The sequence below is a fragment of the Streptomyces crystallinus genome, assembly GCF_039521265.1.
Taxonomy (GTDB): Bacteria; Actinomycetota; Actinomycetes; order Streptomycetales; family Streptomycetaceae; genus Streptomyces; species Streptomyces crystallinus.
Genome location: NZ_BAAACA010000009.1, coordinates 273,420 through 294,353 on the forward strand (window position 1 = coordinate 273,420; position 20,934 = coordinate 294,353).

A 20,934-nucleotide genomic window follows, 5' to 3' on the forward strand; every position below is an offset into this window, starting at 1 on the left:
CCTTTGCGAAGCGACCCCGCGCGACCCGCGGAGCCGCCCGTACGCACATGCCCGGCACCACCGTGACCGGGCCCGAAACCGCCCCGACGACCTTCAGGGACCGCTCATGCTTCCGCTCTCCGCCTCGCAGGAGATCGTCTGGCTGCACGAACAGATGCAGCCAGGCAGCCGTGCCTACAACTTCACCGCCGCGCTCGACCTGTGGGGCCCCCTCGACACCGACGCCCTGCGCCACGGCCTCGGCGCCACCCTGGCCCGCCACGCCGGCCTGCGGCTGGAGCTCGTGGACCGGCCCGGGTCGGTACCGGGGCAGCGGGTGGCCCAGCGGTGCGAGCCGAGGCTGCACACCGCCGACCTCAGCGGCGAGGAGGACCCCGAGGCGGCCTTCCAGGACCTGCTGCGCCGCGAGGCCGAGACACCGCTCGACACCTTCGAGGCACCGCTGATCCGCTGGACCCTCGTCCGGCTCGCCGAGCGGCACCACCGGCTCGTCCACGTCGAGCACCATCTGATCCACGACGGGCACTCGTTCGCGATCCTCCTCGACGACGTCTTCCGCACCTACCGCGCCCAGGTGACCGGAGAGCCCCTCACCCTGCCGCCCGCGCCCTCCTACGCCGACCACGTACAGGCCCGGGCAGCGGCCGCGTACGCCCCCGAGTCCCTGGAGTTCTGGCAGGCCGAACTGCGCGACCAGCCCCACGACCTGCCGCTGCCCGGCCTCGCCCGCCCCGGCGCCCGGCGCCGGCACCACGGCGGCCAGCTGCGCCAGACGGTCGGCGCCGATCTCGCCGAGCGGCTGCGCGCCCACGCCCGGGAGCGCGGTCTGACCCCCTTCGCCACGCTGCTCGGCCTGTTCGCCGAGCTCCTGCGCCGCCACAGCGGCCGCTCCCGCATGGTCGTCGGCACCGCGGTCGGCAACCGGCCCCTGGGGTACGAGGACGCCGTCGGCATGTTCGTCAACACCATCCCGCTGCCGCTCGCCCTGGACGCCACCGCCCCGGCCCAGGACGTGATGGACGAGGTCACCGACACCCTCATCCGCGCCCTGCCGCACCAGGACGTGCCGGTCCAGGAGCTGACCCGGGCGCTCGGTCTGCACACCTCCGGCGCCGACAACCCGCTGTTCTCGGTGATGTTCAGCGCGCACGACGCCCCGCTGCCCGAGCTCGACCTGCCGGGCCTGGACATCACCTTGTTCGAGGGGTTCAACACCGGCACCACCCGCTTCGACCTGGACGTGGTGCTGCTGCCGGACGACCGGCGCGGTGTCACCACCCGCCATGGCGCGCCCGGTATGACGCTGGTGTGGGACTACGACGCCGACCTGTTCGGCGAGAACGTGGCCCGGCTGCTCTCCGGCCGCTTCCTGGACCTGCTGCGCGCCTATCTCGACGCCCCCGAGGCCGCGCTGGCCGACCTGGCCCCGGCCGCGGTGGAGGCGGCCGCCCAGGTCCCGCCCGCCCCGGCCGGACGCGACCTGCTGGATCCGGTGGCGGCCCAGCACCCGTCGCTGCCCGCGCTGCTGTGCGGGGCGCGCCGGGTGACGTACGGCGAACTCGACGAGCGGGTCGCCTCGCTCGCCGAGCGGCTGCGCGCCGCCGGGGTCGCGCCGGGGCAGCCGGTGGCCGTCGTGCTGCCCCGGGGCACCGACTCGGTCACCGCCCTGCTGGCCTGTCTGCGCACCGGCGCCGTCTACTGCCCGCTGTCCCCCGCCGACCCGCCCGCCCGGCTCGCCCTGCTGCTCCAGCGGCTCGCCCCGGCGCTGGTGCTGACCGGTGAGGGCGGTCCGGCCCTGCCGGACGGCCTGCCCGCCGCCCGGATCGACGCGCCGGTGCTGCCCCGCGCCCACTCGGCCGACGTCCTGCCCCGTACGACCTACGTGATCCACACCTCCGGCTCCACGGGTACGCCCAAGCCGGTCGCCGTCGGGCGTGCGGCGCTGGAGCACCATCTGACCGCGGCGGCCGACCGGTTCGCGCTGACCAGCGCCGACCGGGTCCTGCTGTTCGCGCAGCCGTCCTTCGACGTGGCGCTGGAGGAGGTGCTGCCGGCGCTGCACGCGGGAGCCTGCCTGGTGGTGCCCGAGCACGAGGTGCCCACCGGGGCGGAGCTCGCCGAACTGCTCGGCGCCGCCCGGGTCACCGTCGCCAACCTGCCCACCAGCTACTTCCTCGCCACCCGCGAGGAGCTGCGGCCGGCGCTGCGGGAGGAGAGCTGGGCGCCCCGGCTGCTGGTCCTGGGCGGCGAGCGGCTGCCCGCCGAGGCCCTGCGCGGCATCCTCGCCGACACCGACGCCACCGTCCTCAACGCGTACGGCGTCACCGAGGCGGCCATCAGCTCCACCGTCCACGAGATCTCCCGCGACGCCCTGGCCGAGGGCGCCGAGATCCCGCTGGGCACCGAACTGCCGGGCGAGCGCGTGCACGTCCTGGACGCGCACCACCGGCCGCTGCCGAGCGGCGCCGTCGGTGAACTGGCCATCGCCGGTCCGGGGCTCGCCGAGGGCTACCCCGGCAACGCGGAGGTGACGGCCGCCCGGTTCATCACCGTGGACGCGCTCGGCGGGGAGCGCGTCTACCTCACCGGCGACCTCGGCTACCGAGGCCTGGACGGTCTGCTCTACTTCCTGGGCCGCCGCGACAACCAGGTCAAACTGCGCGGCCACCGCATCGAGCTGGAGGAGATCGAGGCGGCCGCGTCCGCCGCGCTCGGCGGGCGTTCCTGCGCGGTCGTCCTGGACCGGGAGAGCCCGGCCGCGCCCCGGCTCGTCGGCTTCTTCGAGGACGGCGCCGAGGTCGACGAGAAGGCGCTGCACTCCGAGCTGGGCCGTCGGCTGCCCGGTGCGCTGGTGCCCGCCCGGTGGGCCCGACTCGAGGCGATGCCGACCCTCGCGGGCGGCAAGCCGGATCGTACCGCGCTGGCCCGCCGCGCGGCCGCGCTCGCCCCGGAGGCTCCGGCGGCGCCCGTGACCGTCTCCGAGGCCGCCGAGGAGACCGTCGTTCCGGACGATCCGATGACGGCCCTGCTGGTGAACGGCTGGCGTGAAGTGCTGGGCCACAGCCGCTTCGACACCGGCTCGCACTTCTTCCACATCGGGGGCCATTCGCTGCTGGCCGCCGAGCTCGCCGCCTGGCTGGAGCCCCACCTGGGCACGCGCCCGCCGCTGAAGGTGCTCTTCCGCAACCCCGTGCTCGCCGACCAGGCCGACGCGCTCGCCGCCACCGCCCCCCTCTCCACGGAGTCGTGATGATCCAGTCCCCCTCCCTCGCGGAGACCACCGTCGAGCCCACCGGAACCGACGCGGCGCCGAGCGTCGCCCATGGGCCCGCCGCCGAACCGACCGCCGTCGTCGCCCGCTTCGAGGAGTGGGTCCGGCGCACCCCGCAGGCCCCCGCCGTCGTCGACGGCACGCGGACCTGGACGTACGGGGAGCTCGACACCGCCGCCGAGCACCTCGCCACCGCACTGCGCGAGCGCGTACGCCCCGGGGACCTGGTCGGGGTCTGCCTCGACCGGTCCACCGCCCTGGTGGTGACCGCCGTCGCGCTCGCCCGGCTGGGCGCCGTCTATCTGCCGCTCGGCCCGCGCCCCGGCGAGCGCCGCGCCCAGGCCGTCACCGAGGACCTCGACGTCGTCTGCCTCATCGGGGACCCGGGCGTCCTGCCCGCGGCCCACCGCGACGGGGAGCGCCTCGCGCTGCCCCTGCCCGACGGCGGTGTGAACGCGCCGGTCGGCGCGGTGGCCGCGTTCGCCGCCCGCCCGCAGGGTGCGCGGCGCGCTCCCGAGGACGCCCTGTACGCCGTCCTCACCTCCGGCTCGACCGGCCGGCCGAAGGCGGTCGCGGTGGGCGAGGCCTCGTTGTCCGTCGCCCTCGACTGGTACCGGACGGCCACCGCTCTGGCGCCGGGCGACCGGCAGTCCCTGCTGATCGGCGTCGCCTTCGACCCGCATCTGCTGGAGCTGTGGGCCGGGCTGACCTCGGGCGCCGCCCTCGTCCCCGCCCCCGACGACACCCGCTGGGACGCGGCCCTGCTCACCGACTGGTGGCGCGAGGCCGCCGTGACCGTGTGCGTGGCGGCGACGCCCACCGTCGAGCCGCTGCTCGACCGGCCGTGGCCGCGGGGCCTGAAGCTGCGTCATCTCGTCGTCGGCGGTGACCGTATGCGCCGCCGCCCCGGCCCGGACGTCACCGCCACCGTCCACAACGCCTACGGCCCGGCCGAGGCCACCGTCGTCACCACCGCGTACGCGATGCGCGCCACCGACGCGGACGCGGGCGGGACGGCTCCGCCGCCGATCGGCACTCCGCTGCCGGGCGCCACCGTGGCCGTCACCGACGACGACGGCCGGCCCGTCGAGCGCGGACAGGACGGTGAACTGCGCATCGGCGGCCACTGCCTGGCCCTCGGCTACCTCGACCCGGAGCTGACCGCCCAGCGCTTCACCGCCCCGGCCGGCCACCCGGCGCTGAAGGGCGTCGAGCGCCTCTACCGCACCGGCGACCGGGTCCGTATGGCCGCCGACGGCGGTCTGGAGTTCCTCGGCCGCCTCGACAACCAGGTCAAGATCAGCGGGGTGCGGATCGAACCCGGCGAGGTGGAGGCCGCCTTCGAGCAGGACGCCCGGGTGCGCACCGCCGTCGTCACCGTGCAGCGCGACGGCGCCGGTCTCCCCCGTCTCGTCGCCCACCTCAAGTGCGCCGCCGCCACCCCGGCGGCGGCCGAGCTGCTCGACGCGGTCCGCGCCTGGCTGCCCGAGCAGGCGGTGCCCGCCACCGTACGGTTCGTCGACGCCTATCCGCTCGACGCCAACGGCAAGGTGGACCGGGCCGCCCTCGCCACGGACGCCCCCGCCCCCTCGGCGCCGCCCGCCGACGACCTGGCCGGCGCGACGCCGGGCGAGCGGCTGGTCCTCGCGACGGTACGCGACCTGCTGGGGCGGCCCGAGACCGTACTCGGCGACAACTTCACCGACATCGGCGGCACCTCCGTCGTCGCCGCACGGCTGCTCGCGGCCGTCGAGCGGGAGAGCGGCATCCGCCCGCGCGCCCACGAACTGCTGCGCAGCACCGACCTGGGCGCCTTCGCCGCCCTCCTCGACCAGCGCTGGACCCCGCGACCGGCAGGAGCCTGAGATGACACCCACCGCACTGCCGGACCTCGTGGCCCGGCACGCCGCCCGCACGCCGAACGCCCTGGCCGTCGTCGACGGCGACACCACCCTCACCTACGGCCGACTCGACCGCGCCGCAGGCGCCCTGGCCGCGTATCTGCGCGAGCACGGCGTGGCGCCCGGCGACCGGGTCGCACTGCTGACCACCCGCTCCGCCCGCACGGTCGTCGCCCAGCTCGCCCTGTGGGAAGCGGGAGCCGTGTGCGTGCCGCTCGACCCCGCGCAGCCCCGGCCCCGTACCGAGGCGATGATCGAGGACGCGGGCGTCACGCTCACCGTCGGCGACGCCAAGCTGCTGGAATCCGCCGGGCTCACCGGACCTGTCCTGGCGCTGCCCGAAGTACCCCTGAACGGGGGCCCGTCGACGAGCGCCGCCGACCCGGACAGCCCGGCGTTCATCATGTTCACCTCCGGCTCCACCGGCCGCCCCAAGGGCGTCACCCTCCCGCACCGGGCCATCGCCGAGCTGGTCACCGCGCCCGAGTACGTCACCGTGACCGCCCGCGACCGGGTGCTGTTCCACTCGCCCATGACCTTCGACGCCTCGACGTTCGAGGTGTGGGCCGCGCTCGCCAACGGCGCCGCGGTCGTGGTGTGCACCGTGCCGCAGCCCTCCCTGGAGGACCTGGCCCGGCACGTCGAACGCCACGGGGTGACGGTGGCGTTCTTCACCACGGCGCTCTTCCACCAGCTCGCCGCCCGCCGCTCGCGCGTCTTCGCCCAGCTCCGCTCGGTGGTCGTGGGCGGCGAGGCGATGGCCGCCGGCCACGCCCGCGACGTGCTCACCGCCTTCCCGTGGCTGGAGCTCGTCAACGGCTACGGGCCGACGGAGACCACCACCTTCGCCACCGCGCACACCGTCACCGAGGGCGACTGCGACGCGCCGCTGCCGATCGGCCGCCCGATCGCCGGGGCCACCGTCCACGTCCTGGACGCCGACGGCGACCCGGTGCCCGAGGGCGGCCGGGGCGAGCTGTGGGTCGGTGGCACCCGGCTCGCCGACGGCTACGCGGGCCGGCCCGAGCTCACCGCCGAGCGCTTCGTCGACCACCCCACCGCCGGGCGCCTCTACCGCACGGGCGACATCGTCTCCGCCCGCCGCGACGGCGTCCTGGACTTCCACGGCCGAGGCGACGACCAGGTCAAAATCCGCGGCTTCCGCATCGAACCCGGCGAGGTCGAGCACGCCCTGCGCCAGTTGCCGGACGTGGACGACGCCGCCGTCACGGCGGACGGCGCGGGGACGCCCCAGGCGCGCCTGGTCGCGTTCGTGGTCGCCGCGCCCGGGCCGGTGCCCGCCGCGTCCGTCCTGCGCGAGCGGCTCACCGACGTCCTGCCCGCCCATCTGGTGCCCGACGCCATCACCCTGGTGGAGCGCCTCCCGCTGACCCCGTCCGGCAAGGTCGACCGCCGCGCGCTGGCCGACCGGGCCGAGACCGCCAGCGAGCACGCGGACGCGCCCGCCCCGGCGCTGAGCCCCCTGGAGCAGGCCGTCGCCGAGATCTGGAGCCGGTCCCTCGGCAGCGAGGTCACCCGCGGCGAGGCCGACTTCCTCGCCCTGGGCGGGCACTCCCTGCTGGCCCTCGCCGTCACCGACGACCTGCGCGAGGAGCTCGGCGTCGAGCTGGCCCTCGCCGACTTCTTCGCCGCCCCGACCGTCGCCGCCCAGGCCGCCCTCATCGAACGGGCCCTGCTCGCCGCCCACAGCGACCTCCACCCCCGCACCCCGGAGCACAGCGATGTCCACTGACAGCGACTCCACGGCCCAGGCCGACCAGCGGCGACTCCAGCTCGAACTGCTGCGCAGGGCCCGCGCCGACGCCGCCCGGCGCTCCACCACGGCCGCCCCGGACGACACCGCCGCTCGGACCGGCCGGGTCCCGCTGTCCCGGGCCCAGCGCCGGATGTGGCTGATGGAACGGCTCGGCGGCGCGGGCGACTCGTACCATGTGCCCTTCGCCACCCGGGTGCGCGGCCCGTTCGATCCTGCCGCGCTCGCCACCGCCCTGGGCGCGCTGGTGGAACGCCACACGATCCTGCGCACCCGCTACGCGGAGCAGGACGGCGAACCCGTCCAGGAGGTGCTTCCGGCGCCGGGCACCGTCCCCGTGCCGGTCGTCGACACGGCCGAGGCGGACGCCCCCGCGCTGCTGCGGGAGGAGGCGGCCCGCCCGTTCGACCTGGCGGCGGGCGAGGCGGTGCGCGCCCGCGTCCTGCGCCACGGCGCGCAGGACCACACCGTACTGCTGACGTTCCATCACATAGCCATCGACGGCGGCTCGCTGGAGACCGTGGCCGACGAACTCGCCGCCTTCTACACGGCGGCGCTCGAAGGCTCCGGGCCGCCCGCCTCGCTCACCGCACCGCCGCAGTACGCGGACTACGCGCGCCGCGAGCACGACGGCATCCCGGGCCTCGGTCCCGAACTCGACCGCTGGAGCGCCCTGCTGGCCGGCGCCACCCCGCCCCGGCTGCCCGCCCCGGCGGCGCGCACCACCACCGGTTCGGCGGCCGTGCACACCGTGCCGCTCGCGCCGGCGCTGCCTGACGCCCTGCGGGCGCTGGGCGCCGAGCACCGCGCCACGCTCTTCGCGGTCTCGCTGACGGCGGCCTTCGGGGCGCTGCACCGCCTCACCGGCGACGACGACCTCGTCATAGGCGTGGCGGGCACCCACCGCGCCGGCATCGGCATGCGCGGTCTGGTCGGCCTGTGCGTCAACACCCTGCCCGTCCGCGTGGACGCCTCCGGTGACCCGTCCTTCGTACAGCTGCTGATCCGCGTACGCGACGCGCTCCTCCAGGCGCAGCGCCACCGGCACCTCCCCTTCGACCTGGCCCTGGAACGCCTCGGCGCCACGGCACGCGGCGCCGACGGCACCGCGCTGGTCCGCGTCACCTGCGATGTGCTGGGCGAGCCCACGGTGCTGCGGCTGCCCGGGACCTCGGCCGCATACGTGGACGTGCCGACCGGTGGCGCCAAGTTCACCCTGTCGTACGGCCTGGCGCCGGCCGACGCCGAACGGCCCACGGCCCTGGTCCAGTTCGACCGCGACGCGCTGGACGAGGCGGCGGCCGAGGCGACCGTACGGGACTACGCCGCCCTGCTCGACGCGGCGGCAACCACCCCCGAGCTCCCCCTGAGCGCCCTGTCCGGTCTCAGCGGCCAAACCCGGCGTAAGGGAGACCCCGGTTCCGCGGCCCACCCGGCGGTGCGCGTCCTGCGGGCCCACCCGCAGGTCGCCGACGCCCTGGTCGTCAAGACCGACCAGGGCCCGACCGTCGCCTACGCCGTCCTCGGCGACAGCACCGGCCCCTCCGGGGGCGAGCTGCTCGCTCTGCTGCGCCGCTCGCTCGCACCCGAGGAGGTGCCCGCCGCCGTCACCCTGCTCGACGAACTGCCGGAGACGACGGCCCGGATCCCCGGCCCCGCCGGGCCGGCCGGGGCCGCTCTCCCCGGCCCGCGAGCCGCCGCTGTCATCGAGGCCTTCACCGCCCTGCTCGGTCTCACCCCGCCGCCCGACGGCGACTTCTTCGAACTGGGCGGCCACTCCCTGGTCGCCGTGCAGCTCGCGGAACGGCTGCGCACCCGACTGGGTCTGCCGCTCACCGGTCTCGACGTGCTCCAGACCCGTACGCCCTCGGCGCTCACCGCGCTCCTCGACGAGCGCGCGGCCCGGCAGGCGGCGGCGAAGGCCACGGCCAGGCCCGCCCGCCCCCGGGCCGTGCACCCCGGCACGGTGCTGGTCACCGGCGCGAGCGGCGGCGTCGGCGCGTTCGTCCTGCGGGAACTGGCCGCGCGGGGACGCCCCGTGCTGGCCCTGGCCCGGCCCGAGTCCGCCCATCTGATCGCGGCCGAGGGCGTCGACGTCGTCGAGGGCGACCTCACCGACCTGGCCGGACTGCGCCACGCCGTCGCGAGCGCGGACGCGATCGTCCACGCGGCCTCCACCTTCACCCGGCCCGAAGTCGATCTGGCGGCCATGGAGGCGATGGTCGAGGCCTGGAGCGGCGGGCCGTTCGTCTTCGTCAGCAGCGTCGACGCCTACGGGCACCCGCGCACACCCCAGGTGGTGGAGGAGGCCCCGCCCCACGAGCCCCTCAGCCCGTACGGCAGGGCCAAGGGCGACTGCGAAGCGATGGTGCTGCGGGCCGCGGGCACCGGTGGCCGCGGCGGAGCGAGCGCCGTGCGGTCACCGATCGTCTGGGGCGCGCACGAGCGGCTGCGCGAGCAGCTGCGCTGGGGCGCCATCGGCACGCTGTACCAGGCCGCGGCCCGGGGCGAGGCGATCGAGGTGCCGCGCCCCGGCGCCGGCGGGCACCCCTGGTACGGCGCCGCCTGGGTGCACGCGGCGGCCCTGGCCCGCGCGGTGACCGCGTGTCTGGACCGCCCCGTCCACGGCGTCGCCAACGCCGTGAGCGGCCATGTGTCCTGGCAGGAGCTCGCCCACGACCTCACGGATCTGCTCGGCACAGATGCCGAGATCCGCGAGAGGGACGACGTCCCCCGGGACCTCGACCACCGCTGGCACTACGACAGCCGCCGGCTCGCCCGCCCGCTGCGGGCTCTGCCGGGCGAGGACCGGCGGAGCGTACTGGCCGAGATGATCGGCACAACGGCGAGCGGCCCTACGGGACAGCGACCCGGCCGTACGTAAAAACGACCGAAGCCCTCGGTTGCCTTCCGCCGGTCCGCCGCCGATGCTGCCAGTGCCGTACAACTCCCCACCCGTGGAGGCGTCATGACCAACCGCGTGGACCAGCCCCGCCCGCTCGACCTGGTCGGCAGCCCGATCCACGTCGGCGGTGTCGCCACGGGGTTCGAGGCGACCCTCGAGTACCGCGTCGGTGACGGCCACCGCCAGGTGACCGGCACGTTCACGGCGGGCGGCGGCACCGGGGAGCACGGGCAGTTCCACCTCACCGTCGAGGTGGATCACGCCGGCTTCCAGGCCGACCGGCTGCTCGTCCAGGTTTTCGAGGCGAGGGCCAGGGACGGCGGCGAGATCAACGTCGTCACCGTCCCGGTCCTCTACGGCCCGCACATCGTGCCCGGCTACTACGGCTACCGCGAGCACACCGTGGTGAAGGGCGACACCCTGTCGGCCCTGGCCAAGGCGCACTACGGCAACGCCGCCCTGTACCCGCGCATCGTGCGCGCCAACCCGGACAAGATCACCGACCCGGACAGGATCACGCCCGGGCAGGTGCTCCGTATACCGATCGGGTCGTAGCCGGGGCGCGGTACGGACAGCGGGCTCCAGCCTCTCCCGCCCGGCCACCTGGCCGCCCGGCCGCCCCATCCAGTCCCTGTCAGTCCGCGCGCGGGACGTACGCGAGTCCGTGCGCCCCGGGCTCGCCCGCCTTGGCGATGTCCAGCCGGCTCAGCTCGGCCATCGTCTCCAGGTCGACGACGTGGACGGTGGACGAGACCACACAGGACACGTATCCGATCCGGCCGTCCGGTGACGAGGTGATCGTCAGCGGGAAGAGCCCCACCTCCACCGAGCCCAGCCGCTCGCGGGTGTCGGCGGAGAACACCGTCAGCCGGCCCGGCGCCTGGCGTCCGAGCTGGGACGCCGGGTCGGGTTCGGTACGCAGTTCACCCACCAGAAGCCTGCCCGTCGAGGTGAGGTGCACCGGCAGGACGACGCCGTCCGTGGGCAGGGTGTCGACGACCGACGCCGTCAGGGCCTCGATGACCTTGATCCCCGTCTCCGGCCGCCCGCCTCCCTCGGGCCCGAAGAAGGAACCGGCGTACGGCGAGGCCACATAGGCGTACGAGCCGTCGGCGGACACGGCGAGGCCCTCACTGCCCGGCACCTCGACCTTCGCGGTCAGCACACCCCGTTCGAGGTCGACGACCGACACGAAGGGGGCTTCCTTGTTGGTGGCGTAACCCGTCGTCCCCGAGGGGTCGATGGCGAACCAGTGCGGGCCGGGCGCGTCCGTGTCGATCCTGCCCAGGGGCCGGCGGGTCTCCGTGTCGATCACCACGACCCCGCCGGGCCGGTCCGCCGAGCTCTCCACGCTGACGTAGAGGCGGCTGCGCCCGGTGTCCAACGCCAGGCCGTGCGGCCCGTGTTCGGGGGCGAGGTCGACCACCTCGACGATCCGGCGGGTGTCGGCGTCGACGACGGTCAGCTGGGTGCGCCGGCCGCCGTTCGCGTGGTAGTAGCCCGAGTGGTACGTGGTGGTGCACCACAGCAGGCGCTGCGTCGGGTCGAAGCACACCTCGTGGGGCTCGGCCAGGATGTCGAGGGTGTCGATGTGCCGGTCGGTGGCAGCGTCGAAGAACGAGAGGGTGGGGCCGCTCTGGCTGACCACGGCCAGAACGTCGCCGTCTCGGCCGGCGCGGGGGGACTGCTGCACGGAAAGCTCCCTGGAGGGGTGGAGAAGATGTCCCGCGAGGTGTTTCGCGGACGTCCCCACTCTCGCCACCGGCACCCCCTGTCAACAATGCAAGAATGAGCACCTGATCATTGCCTCAGGCGTAACAATGCAGCTCAGGAGCATCATTGGACCTCAATCTGCTGCGCGCCCTGGACGCCCTGCTCCAGGAGAACAGCGTCACCCGCGCCGCCGAGCGCCTCGGCACCTCACCGGCCGCCGTCAGCCGTACGCTGGCCCGGCTCCGGCGTGCCGTCGGCGACCCGCTGCTGGTGCGGGCGGGCCAGGGCATGGTGCCGACGCCGCGCGCCCTGGAACTCCGGGACGAGGTCGGTGCGTTGCTGCGGGGCTGCGACGACCTGCTGCGGCCGGGCGCCGGGTTCGACGCCGTGCACCTTCGGCGCACCTTCACCGTGCAGGCCACCGATGTGCTCCTGACGGGGCTGGCGGGGACCCTGACCGACCGGATCCACGCGGGGGCGCCGCATGTGGACGTGGTCTTCCTGCCGGAGGCGATCGAGGGCGGCCCGGCGCTGCGGCAGGGCCTGGTGGACGTGGAACTCGGCGTCCTCGAACACCTCGACCCCGAGATCCGCACCCGCCCCCTCACCCGGGTGTCCCTGGTGGGGATCGCCCGCGGCGGTCACCCGCTGTTCGACGGGCGCATCACCGCCCGCCGGTTCGCCGCGGCCGACCACATCGGCATCTCACGGCTGGGCAAACGCCTCGGCCCGATCGACAGCGCGCTCGCGGACCTCGGGCTGCGGCGCCGGATCGCGGTCGTCGTCCCCAGCCATACGAGCGCGATGCTGCTCGCCCGGACCACCGACCTCGTCGCCCTCACCCTGGCCGACTGGCTCCCCGACACCACCGCCGCGCTGGGGCTGCGCACCTTCCCCGTCCCCCTCGACCTGGCCCCGCTGGAGCTGGGGATGGCCTGGCACCCCCGCAACTCGGCGGACCCGGGCCACCGCTGGTTCCGGGACCACCTGGCGGCCGCGGTGACGGGGTCGTGACCCGGCTAGCCCATAACCCGATCAGTCCGTGACCCGGTCAGCCCGTAGCCCGATCAGCTCGTGACCAGGCAGAAGGGGTGACCAGCCGGGTCGGTGAGGACCCGCCACCGCTTCCCGCCCGGCTGGTGCTCCGGCTTGTCCGCGCCCAGCTCCCGCAGCCGGGCCTCGGCCTCGTCCAGATCGTCGACCTGGAAGTCCAGGTGTATCTGCTGGGGGACGCTCTGGTCGGGCCAGCGCGGGGGCCGGTAGTCGTCGACCCGCTGGAAACCGAGGAAGAAGCCGTCCGCGCCGGTGAGTCCGGCGAACTCGGCATCGGACTTCGGGTGCGGTGCGAGTCCCGTGGCCTGCTGGTAGAACGCCGCCAGGGCCGGCGGGTCGGGGCAGTCCAGGGTGATCGCGGTCAACTTCATCCGCAGGGGCATGGCAACTCCGGTCCGCTCGACGGGCTTTCGGCTGGCGTGCGCGGGGGGGGCGCCCGCACAAGGGTTTCGCAGGGAGCATCCGCGCCGAGGTCAGGAGACCGTCGTCGGGGTGTCCCTCAGGGTCACGTTGGCGTGGCTCTCCTGGAAGCTCTGCTCCGAGACGAGGGTCAGCCGGGCCGTGGACCGGAACTCCGGCAGGGTGGTGGAGCCGCAGGAGACCATGGTGGCCCTGATCTTGGCGACGGTCAGCGCCAGCCCTTCCTCGAGGTCGCCCGCGTAGGGGACGAAGCCGTCCACGCCCTCTTCGAAGAGCAGCCCCTGGCCGCCACCCTGGCCATAACGCGACCAGTTGCGGGCCCGGTGGGAGCCCTCGCCCCAGTACTCCTTCACAAAGCCGTCGCGGGTGGGCACCTTCGCGCCCGCCGCCTGGTCGAACCGCGCGAAGTAGCGCCCCATCATCACGAAGTCGGCACCCATCGCCAGCGCCAGGGCCACGTGGTAGTCGTGCACCAGACCGCCGTCGGAGCAGATCGGCACGTACTCGCCGGTGCGCTCCAGGAAGGCGTCGCGGGCCGCCGCCACGTCCAGCACCGCGCTGGCCTGGCCCCGGCCGATGCCCTTCTGGTCCCGGGTGATGCAGATGGAGCCGCCGCCCACGCCGACCTTGACGAAGTCCGCGCCCGCCTCGGCGAGGAAGGTGAACGCCTCGCCGTCGACCACGTTGCCGCCGCCGACCGGGATCTCCGGGTAGTGCTTCTTGACCCAGGTCAGCGCCTGCGCCTGCCAGTCGCTGTAGCCGTCGGACGAGTCGAAGCACAGCGCGTCCGCGCCCGCCTCCAGCAGCGCCGGGACGCGCTCCTGGTAGTCGTGGGTGTTGATGCCCGCGCCCACCCGCAGCCGCTTGGCCGTATCCACGAGCTGGTTCGGGAAGCGCTTGTTGTCGGTGTAGTCGGAACGGAACACCAGATGCTGGAGACGCCCCTCGGCGTCCAGCACCGGCAGACAGTCCAGCCGCTCGTCCCACAGCCGCGCGTTGGCCTCGGACAGCGTGATGTCGGGCCCGGCGTGCGCCAGTTCGGCCACGGCGCTCATCCGCCCGCTGACCGGCGCTTCCAGGTCATGGCGCTGGGGGTGGAAGTCCCGGGAGGTGACCAGGCCCAGCAGCCGGCCGGTGGCGGTCCCGTCGTGGGTGACCGCGGCGGTGCTGTGGCCGGTGCGGCGCATGACGTCGACCAGATGGCCCAGACTGTCCTCGGGACGGACGTTGGTGTCGCTGGTGACGAATCCGGCCTTGAAGTTCTTCACCTGGCGGACCGCCGCGACCTGGTCCTCGACCGGCTGGTTGTGGTGCAGGAAGCTCAGACCACCGCTGCGCGCGAGGGCGATGGCGAGCTCCGGCGTGCTGACCGCCTGCATGATCGCGGAGGTGAACGGCGACTGGAGCTCGATGGCCGGCGCCTCGCCCGCGAGGTGCCGTACCAGAGGCGTACGCAGGTCGACGGTGGCTGCCGAGCAGTCGGTCCGGGTCCGGTTCGGCAAGAGCAGAAACTCGTTGAACGTCCGTGAGACCTCGGCGATGATCTGTGCCACTCGTTCCTCCTGGCCCGTCGGCCGGGGCCCGCTGCCCCGCCGTGCGACGCCCCCCGTGTCCCGGGGCCGGGCAGGCAGAGAACGGCACGCGGCGGTGGAGTCGCCACCAGCCGCGGCAGAGCCCTGACCGCCCCGTGGATCGAACGGGGTGCGGTCGTGACCTGGGACCTTAGCGGTTGGCATGCCTACAGCACGAATCGGCGGACCCGGTACGGGAGACGGAGGGGCGACCTCCGGTTCGCTGGGCCGTGGGGGTGGGCGAGCAGGTCATTCAGCCGATGTCACACGGCGGTTGTGGCCGGCTCGCCGAGGTCGCACCAGGCCACCGCCCCCTCCTGGAGGCTGCCCAGGGCCAGCCGTCCCCCGTGTTCGGCGACGCCGGTCACCATCCGGTACCCGCGCCCCCGCAGTTCCCGCACCACCCGGCCGTACGGGTCCACCTCGACCACCCGCGCGCCGCCGAGGGCAGGCGGGGGCGGGAGTCGGCGGGCCGCGGCCGCCACCGCGCGGCGCACCCGGGGCGCGGCCCGGTGCAGCCACTCCAGCGGAGGCTGACGCGGCCCGGCGAGCGCGACCCAGAACCCGCCGCGTGGGGTGCGGGTCATGTTGTCGGGGAAGCCCGGCAGGTCGTCGGCCAGGATGTCGTGGCGGCCCTTGTCGGCGCCCGTGAGCCACAGCCTGGTCAGCCGTCGCGCCCCGGTCTCGGCCACCACCACGTACGACTCGTCCGGCCCGAGCGCCACCCCGTTCGCGAACTGGAGCCCGTCGAGCAGGACTTCGGGCTCGCCGCCGGGCGCGATCCGTGCCAGCAGGCCGGTGGGCCGGTGCTCGATGATGTCGGACAGCCAGTCGTCGAGGCCGTGGCGGCGGCTGGACACGGTGAAGTAGACCGTGCCGTCCAACGCCGCCACCGCGTTGCTGCAGAACCGCAGCGGCCTCCCCGCCACTGCGTCGGCCAGCACCTCGACGTCCGCCTTGCCGCCGGGGTCGAGGCGGAGCAGCCCGCGCTCGGCGTCGCACACCAACAGCCGCCCGTCCGGCAGGGCTTCGAGGCCCAGCGGGCGTCCGCCCGTACGCGCGACCTCCACCACGTCGGCGGGGCGGTCGCGGCGGCCCGGCTCGGGCAGCCCGATCCGCAGGACACGACCGTCCGCGATGCCGGTCAGCAGATGCCCGGAGCTGTCGAAGACGACGTCCTCGGGGCCCGTGCCCCCCAACCCGACGCGGCGCAGCGGCGGCAGCGGGGCGGGGGCCGGACGCGCTGGGGTGGGATTCGGCATGGCAGCCCTTCTCGTCGTGAGGCTCCGGCATGGCGTTCCTCGTGCGGCTCCCGCGCGGCGCGGGGCTCCGGCGCGATCTTCCTCGTACGGAGACAGCCTCCTCCCCCATGCCCGGCCCCGGTCGCCGAAAACGCCCGGCGGTCGGGTTCGGGCCGGGCGGCCCGCCGTGACCGGCCAGGACGTGGCACCGGCCGTGAGGGGCGCCGCTCACCACCTCCTGCTGACCGGCCGGGCGCGGCCGGCCCAGGGGCCCGGATGACGCACCTGGTGACGGCGCTGACGGGCGGCACGCCCTCCCGTGCCCCCTCGCCCGCCGCCGCTCCGGTCGCGCTCAGCCCTCCCCCGTACACCCGCCCCGATCCGGTACGGTCCCTCGTTCAGAGCCTGTCTTTGAACGTCCGTCAGCGTCCGCCAGTGCCGCCAGGAGAGACCGTTGCACGCCCCAGCCGAGACGTCCCGAGTGCTCGTAGCCCTGTACGAGAGCCTCGCCGCTGCCGACGCGGGGCAGGAGGGCGCGCTGTGGCGGCTGGCCGAAGGCGGCAGACAACTGGACGCCAACCTGGTGCGGCTCTCGCCGGGTTCGGCCGTGGGTGAGCACGTCGAGTCCGAGCTGGACGTGCTGCTGGTCGTGGTCGAGGGCGACGGCCACCTCGACGACGGCGGGGAGCCGCAGGCCCTGCGGCCGGGCTCGGTGGCCTGGCTGCCGAGAACGGCCCGCCGCGCACTGCGCGCGGGTCCGGACGGCCTCGCCTACCTCTCCGTCCACCGCCGGCGCCCCGGGCTGCGGATCGGCGTGCGGGCCGCCGCCGTGGACGAGGGCGGCGAGGCGCCCTGCTCGCTGGACCGCGTCTGCCCGGAGTGCGGGCGCATGGCGGTGGAGTCGGACGCACGTTACTGCGCCCGCTGCGGTGAACAACTGCCGACGTAGGCGGCGCCGGTGGCTGATGGTCCCAACCCTTCCGGCGCCTACGTCCTCCGTACGAAGACAACGCCCTATCGGACTACCTCACTCGCAGCGGTGAAAACATCGAATCCTTGTGCAGGCTCTGGGCTGGTGCGGGCTCGGTCAGCGCGGGGCGCTGCCGTTGCGCTCGCCGTCCGGCGTGTGACCGTTCCGCTCCCCGTCCGGTGTGTGACCGTCCGGCGTGTGACCGTTCCGCTGCGCCGGCAGCGAGCCGGCCTCGGCGGCGAGCTTGGCGATCGCCGCCGACAGCTGTTTCTGCACCCGCCCGGGCAGGGGCCTGCCACCGGCCGAGTCGACGACCTGCTGGGCCACGCGGTGCAGCTTGATGTTGGTGTTCTGGGACGTCATGACCAGCGCGCTCCAGGCGTCCTCCGGGCTGACGGCGAAGGCGGCCATCAGCACCCCCCTGGCCAGGTCGATGGTCCCCCGGCTCTCCATCGCACGCCGCAGTTGCCCGAGTTCAAGACCCGGATCCACCTCTGGGCCCGGCTCGACGGGCTCGGCAGAGTGCGACGGCTGCGCCATGGCCATCTCCTGTTACTCAACGCTTCCGGGTCCAATCCTCCGCCCCCAGATTCGCCCTGAACCCGGAGACACGTCAAGAGATACATGAAGTGAGATTCATCTATTCCTATACACGAACCACAGGGCGTACGATCCATTCATGAGTGGAGTGCCGGAACCGCACACAGGATGGACGTTCATCACCAGCCACGCGCGCGTGCTCGCGGCCATCGCGGAGAACCAGACCGCGCGCATACGCGACATCGCCGCACACTGCAGACTCACCGAGCGTGCCGTGCAGAAGATCATCGCCGATCTGGAAGAGGCCGGTTTCCTCTCCCACACGCGTGTGGGGCGGAGCAACATCTACCGGATCGAGCCGGGCAAGGTCCTGCGTCACCCGGCCGAGGCCGAGGCGGGCCTCACCGTGGCCTCGCTCCTCGCACTGCTGGCCCAGGACGAGGCGTACCGCACCGACCGGCTCCACAGCGGCGCGCCCCCGCGTACCGAGGGCGGCTGAGGCCCCGGGCCGCGCCGGGCGGCCGTCTCGGGCCGCAGGGCCGGCAGCACCGCGAGGGGCTCGCGGCCGTCGGACGGCTACGGGCTTGTCCGCCGTTCCGGCACCGCACTACCGTGGCCGCGTGGATCTCTTCTCGCGCTCCTGGACGGCACTGCTCACCACGGTCGCCGACCTCCCCGACGAGGACTTCGCCCAGGCATCCGGCTGCTCCGGCTGGCTCGTCCGGGACCTCGTGTGCCACCTGGTCATCGACGCCCAGGACGTCCTGATCACCCTGGCCACGCCCACCGACGCGGAACCGACCGTCGACGCCGTCACCTACTGGCACGTCGGGAGCGAACTGCCGAGCGGCGAGGACCCCCTCGACGCCCTGACCGTGCGGCTGGCCGCCGCGTACGAGGACCCGGGCCTGCTCAGGTTCCACCTCGACGACGTGGGCTCCGCCGCCGGACGCGCGGCCCTGCTGGCGGATCCCGCGACCCGGGTGAGCACCCAGGACCAGGTGCTCACCGTGGCCGACTACCTCAGCGCGTACGTCCTGGAGTGGACGCTGCACCACCTCGACCTCACCGCACACCTCCCGGACGCGGCCCGGCCGCCCGCCGAGGGCCTGGCCCACTCGCGCGCGACACTGGAGAAGATCGCCGGAGCGGACTTCCCCGCCTCGTTCACCGACCAGGACGCCCTCCTGATCGGCACCGGCCGCCGGGCACCGACGTCGGTGGAGCGGGCCGAACTCGGCGGGCTGGCCCAGCGGTTGCCCTTCGTCCTCGGCTGACGCCCTACACGGCGCCGACCCTCGCTGTACGGGTGTAGAGGTCGGCGAGGGTACGCACGTGGCAGCACAGCCCCCACGGGTCGAGGGGTTTCAGCAGGATTCCGGCGGCGCCCAGGTCGAACGCGAGCCGGGCGAGCTGGTTGTCGCGGCTGGTACCGGTGACCAGGAGCACCGGCAGATCGCGGGTCTGGTCCAGGCGGTGCAGATAGGACAGGGTCTGCAAGCCGTCGATGCGCGGCATGACGACGTCCATCACCACCGTGGCGACGGGTTCGCGCAACACCGTCTTCAGGGCCTGTTCGCCGCTGGTCGCCCGCAGGATGGGACGGCCGAGCGGGGCGAGGGCGTGTTCCAGGGCGAACAGATTGTCCTCGTGGTCGTCGACCAGCAGAAGAGCCTGCCCCTGTCCCGGCGGCGGGCTGTCTCCGGGCAGAGTGGACGAGGGGGATGGTACGGGCACAGATGGCTCCCACTGATCGGCTGTACGGCGATGAGCGGGGCAGCCGCTTCCTGACCACCTCGGACGGCGAGCATATCCACTTCGACGGGTCGACGGCCACCCGGTTCGGGCTTCTCACCTGGGCCGTCGACGGGCCGAGGCACGCGTCCTCCTTGCGGGAACAGGGGAGTTGAGCAGGCCCCGCCCGAGCCCTGTTCCCCGGCGGCCGGTCACTGTTCGGCGAGGAGATACGGCAGTTTGCGCATGTCGTGGAAGACGACGGTGTCCGGGCCTTCGAGCCGCTCGGCGGGAGTCAGGCCGCCCGCGTAGCCGAAGGAGCGCATCCCGGCGGCGCGGGCGGCCTCGACGCCGGGGCGGCTGTCCTCGACCACCGCACACGCGGCCGGATCGACACCCATCCGCCGGGCGGCGTACAGGAACAGGTCCGGGGCCGGCTTCCCCCGGGCGACCTCGGTGGCGCTGTAGATACGTCCCTCGAAACGCTTGTACAGGCCGGTGCGGCCGAGGGTGTGCCGCATCTTGTCGTGGGAGCCGCTGGAGGCGACACACGTCGGCAGGGTGATCGCGTCGAGGGCCTCGGGCAGGCCGTCGACGGGCAGCAGCCCCGCGTCCACCGCCTCGCGGTGCAGCTGTTCGAACCGCTCCCGCCACAGCGTCGCCGCCTCGTCACCGAGCCGGGCGGCGACCTGTTCGCCGATGGAGGCGGTGGAGCGCCCGATGAAACGGTGGATCACCTCGTCCTCGGTGAGCGGCCACCCCAGCTCCGCGCCCAGGGCGACCTGTACGCGGGCGGCGATGCGTTCGCTGTCGACGAGCACACCGTCGCAGTCGAATATGACGAGTTCAACAGGCTTGATCATCGAGGAAGCATAGAGGGCTCCGGCTCGGCTCCGGCTCCGGCTCCGGGCGTACGGGCCTCAGTGTTCCCGACCCGTCTCCCCGCCTCGGCTCAAGGACGCGTACCCGCGCCCGTACCCCTCGACCGTCCCTGCGCGTGGAGGTACTCCAACGCGTCCATGACGACGGTGCGATCGTGCCAGGCCAGCCAGCGGCCGACCTGGGCGCCGGTGGCGGCGAGGGCCTTGGCCTGGGCCGGGTGCAGTCCCTTGGTGGGGTTTTCGAGGTGGGCGGAGACCATGCCCAGGCAGGAGCCCGACGCACTGACCAGCGGCACACTGTGGCAGGCGCGGCTGCCCGCCGCGAGGATGGTCTGCCGGGCGTCCTCGGCGAACACCTCGTCGGTGGCGACGTCGTGCACGGTGGTCAACGCCACGTTCTTGGCGGCCTTCGCACACGAGGTGCCGTCCTCGCCGACGAAGGCGAAGAACTCCACGAAGTGCTCACTCAGCCCCGTGTGGTGTTCGATTCGCAGTCCGCCGGCGACCGGGTCGCTGATCTGGACGTTGCCCATGTCCGTGCCCGCGATCGCCAGGGTCTGCGACAGGACCGCGTCGATCACCGCGCCCCGGTTGACCTGGCCGGGGTCCTCCACGCCGACCGCGTCCAGGAGCGGCGGCTTTCTTCGTGCCCGTCCGGGGAACCACAGGCCCGTGGGGCCGTCGGGTCTCTGGGTACGCACCACCGCTTCGGCCAGGATGCGCAGCTTCACGTTGAAGCGCTGGGAGGACTGGCGCAGCAGCGTGAAGGCGCTGTCGGCGTCCGGCAGCCGGTAGCGCTCCTGGAGGATGCCCTGGGCGTGCGAGATCAGTGGACGGCTGCGGACCTGGGCGCGCAGGTTGCGCACCTCCTCGCGCAGCCGCGCCGCCTCGTCCCCCGCGCCCTCCACCGCCCGGCCGCCGGACACACCGCCGTCACTCATGTACTCCCGCCGCTTTCCC

18 protein-coding genes are annotated in these 20,934 nt (G+C 74.1%); 10 read left to right on the plus strand and 8 right to left on the minus strand.

Translation table 11 applies throughout. The annotated features are described in order from the left end of the window. Positions 1–106 precede the first annotated feature (106 nt). From ABD236_RS08400 to ABD236_RS08420, 5 genes are all read left to right on the plus strand, one after another. Positions 107–3,250, plus strand: coding sequence for a non-ribosomal peptide synthetase (locus ABD236_RS08400; protein WP_344071888.1), 3,144 nt, complete (start codon positions 107–109; stop codon positions 3,248–3,250). Continuing rightward, entirely contained in the window at positions 3,250–5,136 is a 1,887-nt protein-coding gene (locus tag ABD236_RS08405; RefSeq protein ID WP_344071890.1) for a non-ribosomal peptide synthetase, read from the plus strand. Before ABD236_RS08400 ends, ABD236_RS08405 begins: the two co-directional genes overlap by 1 nt. Position 5,137: 1 nt before the next feature. Then, on the plus strand, positions 5,138–6,925 hold the full coding sequence (locus ABD236_RS08410; protein ID WP_344071892.1) for a non-ribosomal peptide synthetase: 1,788 nt from the start codon (positions 5,138–5,140) through the stop codon (positions 6,923–6,925). Further along, complete coding sequence (locus tag ABD236_RS08415) at positions 6,915–9,830, plus strand: condensation domain-containing protein (protein ID WP_344071894.1); 2,916 nt, start codon at positions 6,915–6,917, stop codon at positions 9,828–9,830. The genes ABD236_RS08410 and ABD236_RS08415 overlap by 11 nt, the downstream gene beginning before the upstream one ends. 84 nt (positions 9,831–9,914) lie before the next feature. Beyond that, complete coding sequence (locus tag ABD236_RS08420; RefSeq protein WP_344071896.1) at positions 9,915–10,406, plus strand: Gmad2 immunoglobulin-like domain-containing protein; 492 nt, start codon at positions 9,915–9,917, stop codon at positions 10,404–10,406. Between the two features lie 79 nt (positions 10,407–10,485). On the opposite strand, the gene ABD236_RS08425 is transcribed toward ABD236_RS08420, so the two are convergent. After that, positions 10,486–11,544, minus strand: a complete 1,059-nt coding sequence (locus tag ABD236_RS08425; protein WP_344071898.1) for a YncE family protein — start codon at positions 11,542–11,544, stop codon at positions 10,486–10,488. Between the two features lie 146 nt (positions 11,545–11,690). On the opposite strand from ABD236_RS08425, the gene ABD236_RS08430 reads away from it, so the two are divergent. Then, a complete protein-coding gene (locus ABD236_RS08430) occupies positions 11,691–12,578 on the plus strand; it encodes a LysR family transcriptional regulator (protein WP_344071900.1) in 888 nt (295 codons plus the stop codon). Between the two features lie 53 nt (positions 12,579–12,631). Here the strand turns inward: ABD236_RS08430 and ABD236_RS08435 are convergent, their stop codons facing one another. From ABD236_RS08435 to ABD236_RS08445, 3 genes are all read right to left on the minus strand, one after another. Next, positions 12,632–13,000, minus strand: a complete 369-nt coding sequence (locus ABD236_RS08435) for a VOC family protein (protein WP_344071902.1) — start codon at positions 12,998–13,000, stop codon at positions 12,632–12,634. Between the two features lie 90 nt (positions 13,001–13,090). Continuing rightward, on the minus strand, positions 13,091–14,590 hold the full coding sequence (locus tag ABD236_RS08440) for an IMP dehydrogenase (protein ID WP_344071904.1): 1,500 nt from the start codon (positions 14,588–14,590) through the stop codon (positions 13,091–13,093). A gap of 281 nt (positions 14,591–14,871) precedes the next feature. Next, on the minus strand, positions 14,872–15,870 hold the full coding sequence (locus ABD236_RS08445; protein ID WP_344071906.1) for an SMP-30/gluconolactonase/LRE family protein: 999 nt from the start codon (positions 15,868–15,870) through the stop codon (positions 14,872–14,874). Positions 15,871–16,303: 433 nt separating this feature from the next. Between ABD236_RS08445 and ABD236_RS08450 the strand changes: the two genes are divergently transcribed. Continuing rightward, positions 16,304–16,798, plus strand: a complete 495-nt coding sequence (locus ABD236_RS08450) for a hypothetical protein (RefSeq protein WP_425543841.1) — start codon at positions 16,304–16,306, stop codon at positions 16,796–16,798. 138 nt (positions 16,799–16,936) lie between these two features. On the opposite strand, the gene ABD236_RS08455 is transcribed toward ABD236_RS08450, so the two are convergent. Continuing rightward, positions 16,937–17,359 carry an ANTAR domain-containing protein gene (locus ABD236_RS08455; protein WP_344071908.1) on the minus strand — a complete coding sequence of 141 codons (423 nt, stop codon included), beginning with the start codon at positions 17,357–17,359 and terminating at the stop codon, positions 16,937–16,939. A 139-nt stretch (positions 17,360–17,498) separates the two neighbouring features. Here ABD236_RS08455 and ABD236_RS08460 point away from each other — a divergent pair, with 139 nt between their 5' ends. Together ABD236_RS08460 and ABD236_RS08465 are read left to right on the plus strand one after the other, a co-directional pair. Then, complete coding sequence (locus ABD236_RS08460) at positions 17,499–17,858, plus strand: helix-turn-helix transcriptional regulator (protein WP_344071910.1); 360 nt, start codon at positions 17,499–17,501, stop codon at positions 17,856–17,858. A 121-nt stretch (positions 17,859–17,979) separates the two neighbouring features. Then, positions 17,980–18,636: a maleylpyruvate isomerase N-terminal domain-containing protein gene (locus ABD236_RS08465; RefSeq protein ID WP_344071912.1), complete on the plus strand. Its 657-nt coding sequence runs from the start codon at positions 17,980–17,982 to the stop codon at positions 18,634–18,636. A 4-nt stretch (positions 18,637–18,640) separates the two neighbouring features. Here ABD236_RS08465 and ABD236_RS08470 read toward each other — a convergent pair whose 3' ends face one another. Then, entirely contained in the window at positions 18,641–19,096 is a 456-nt protein-coding gene (locus tag ABD236_RS08470; protein ID WP_344071914.1) for a response regulator, read from the minus strand. Positions 19,097–19,098: 2 nt separating this feature from the next. Here ABD236_RS08470 and ABD236_RS08475 point away from each other — a divergent pair, with 2 nt between their 5' ends. After that, positions 19,099–19,269, plus strand: a complete 171-nt coding sequence (locus tag ABD236_RS08475; protein ID WP_344071916.1) for a hypothetical protein — start codon at positions 19,099–19,101, stop codon at positions 19,267–19,269. Between the two features lie 36 nt (positions 19,270–19,305). Here the strand turns inward: ABD236_RS08475 and ABD236_RS08480 are convergent, their stop codons facing one another. Together ABD236_RS08480 and ABD236_RS08485 are read right to left on the minus strand one after the other, a co-directional pair. Next, positions 19,306–19,956: an HAD family hydrolase gene (locus ABD236_RS08480; protein ID WP_344071918.1), complete on the minus strand. Its 651-nt coding sequence runs from the start codon at positions 19,954–19,956 to the stop codon at positions 19,306–19,308. Positions 19,957–20,045: 89 nt separating this feature from the next. Continuing rightward, a complete protein-coding gene (locus ABD236_RS08485) occupies positions 20,046–20,915 on the minus strand; it encodes an ANTAR domain-containing protein (protein ID WP_344071920.1) in 870 nt (289 codons plus the stop codon). Positions 20,916–20,934 lie beyond the last annotated feature (19 nt).

What these genes read in the sequence shown, in the direction of transcription:
- ABD236_RS08400 (WP_344071888.1), top strand. Translation starts at nt 107, where the DNA reads ATGCTTCCGCTCTCCGCCTCGCAGGAGATCGTCTGGCTGCACGAACAG.
- ABD236_RS08405 (WP_344071890.1), top strand. Translation starts at nt 3,250, where the DNA reads ATGATCCAGTCCCCCTCCCTCGCGGAGACCACCGTCGAGCCCACCGGA.
- ABD236_RS08410 (WP_344071892.1), top strand. Translation starts at nt 5,138, where the DNA reads ATGACACCCACCGCACTGCCGGACCTCGTGGCCCGGCACGCCGCCCGC.
- ABD236_RS08415 (WP_344071894.1), top strand. Translation starts at nt 6,915, where the DNA reads ATGTCCACTGACAGCGACTCCACGGCCCAGGCCGACCAGCGGCGACTC.
- ABD236_RS08420 (WP_344071896.1), top strand. Translation starts at nt 9,915, where the DNA reads ATGACCAACCGCGTGGACCAGCCCCGCCCGCTCGACCTGGTCGGCAGC.
- ABD236_RS08435 (WP_344071902.1), bottom strand. Translation starts at nt 13,000, where the DNA reads ATGCCCCTGCGGATGAAGTTGACCGCGATCACCCTGGACTGCCCCGAC.
- ABD236_RS08445 (WP_344071906.1), bottom strand. Translation starts at nt 15,870, where the DNA reads ATGCCGAATCCCACCCCAGCGCGTCCGGCCCCCGCCCCGCTGCCGCCG.
- ABD236_RS08455 (WP_344071908.1), bottom strand. Translation starts at nt 17,359, where the DNA reads ATGGCGCAGCCGTCGCACTCTGCCGAGCCCGTCGAGCCGGGCCCAGAG.
- ABD236_RS08460 (WP_344071910.1), top strand. Translation starts at nt 17,499, where the DNA reads ATGAGTGGAGTGCCGGAACCGCACACAGGATGGACGTTCATCACCAGC.
- ABD236_RS08475 (WP_344071916.1), top strand. Translation starts at nt 19,099, where the DNA reads ATGGCTCCCACTGATCGGCTGTACGGCGATGAGCGGGGCAGCCGCTTC.
- ABD236_RS08480 (WP_344071918.1), bottom strand. Translation starts at nt 19,956, where the DNA reads ATGATCAAGCCTGTTGAACTCGTCATATTCGACTGCGACGGTGTGCTC.
- ABD236_RS08485 (WP_344071920.1), bottom strand. Translation starts at nt 20,915, where the DNA reads ATGAGTGACGGCGGTGTGTCCGGCGGCCGGGCGGTGGAGGGCGCGGGG.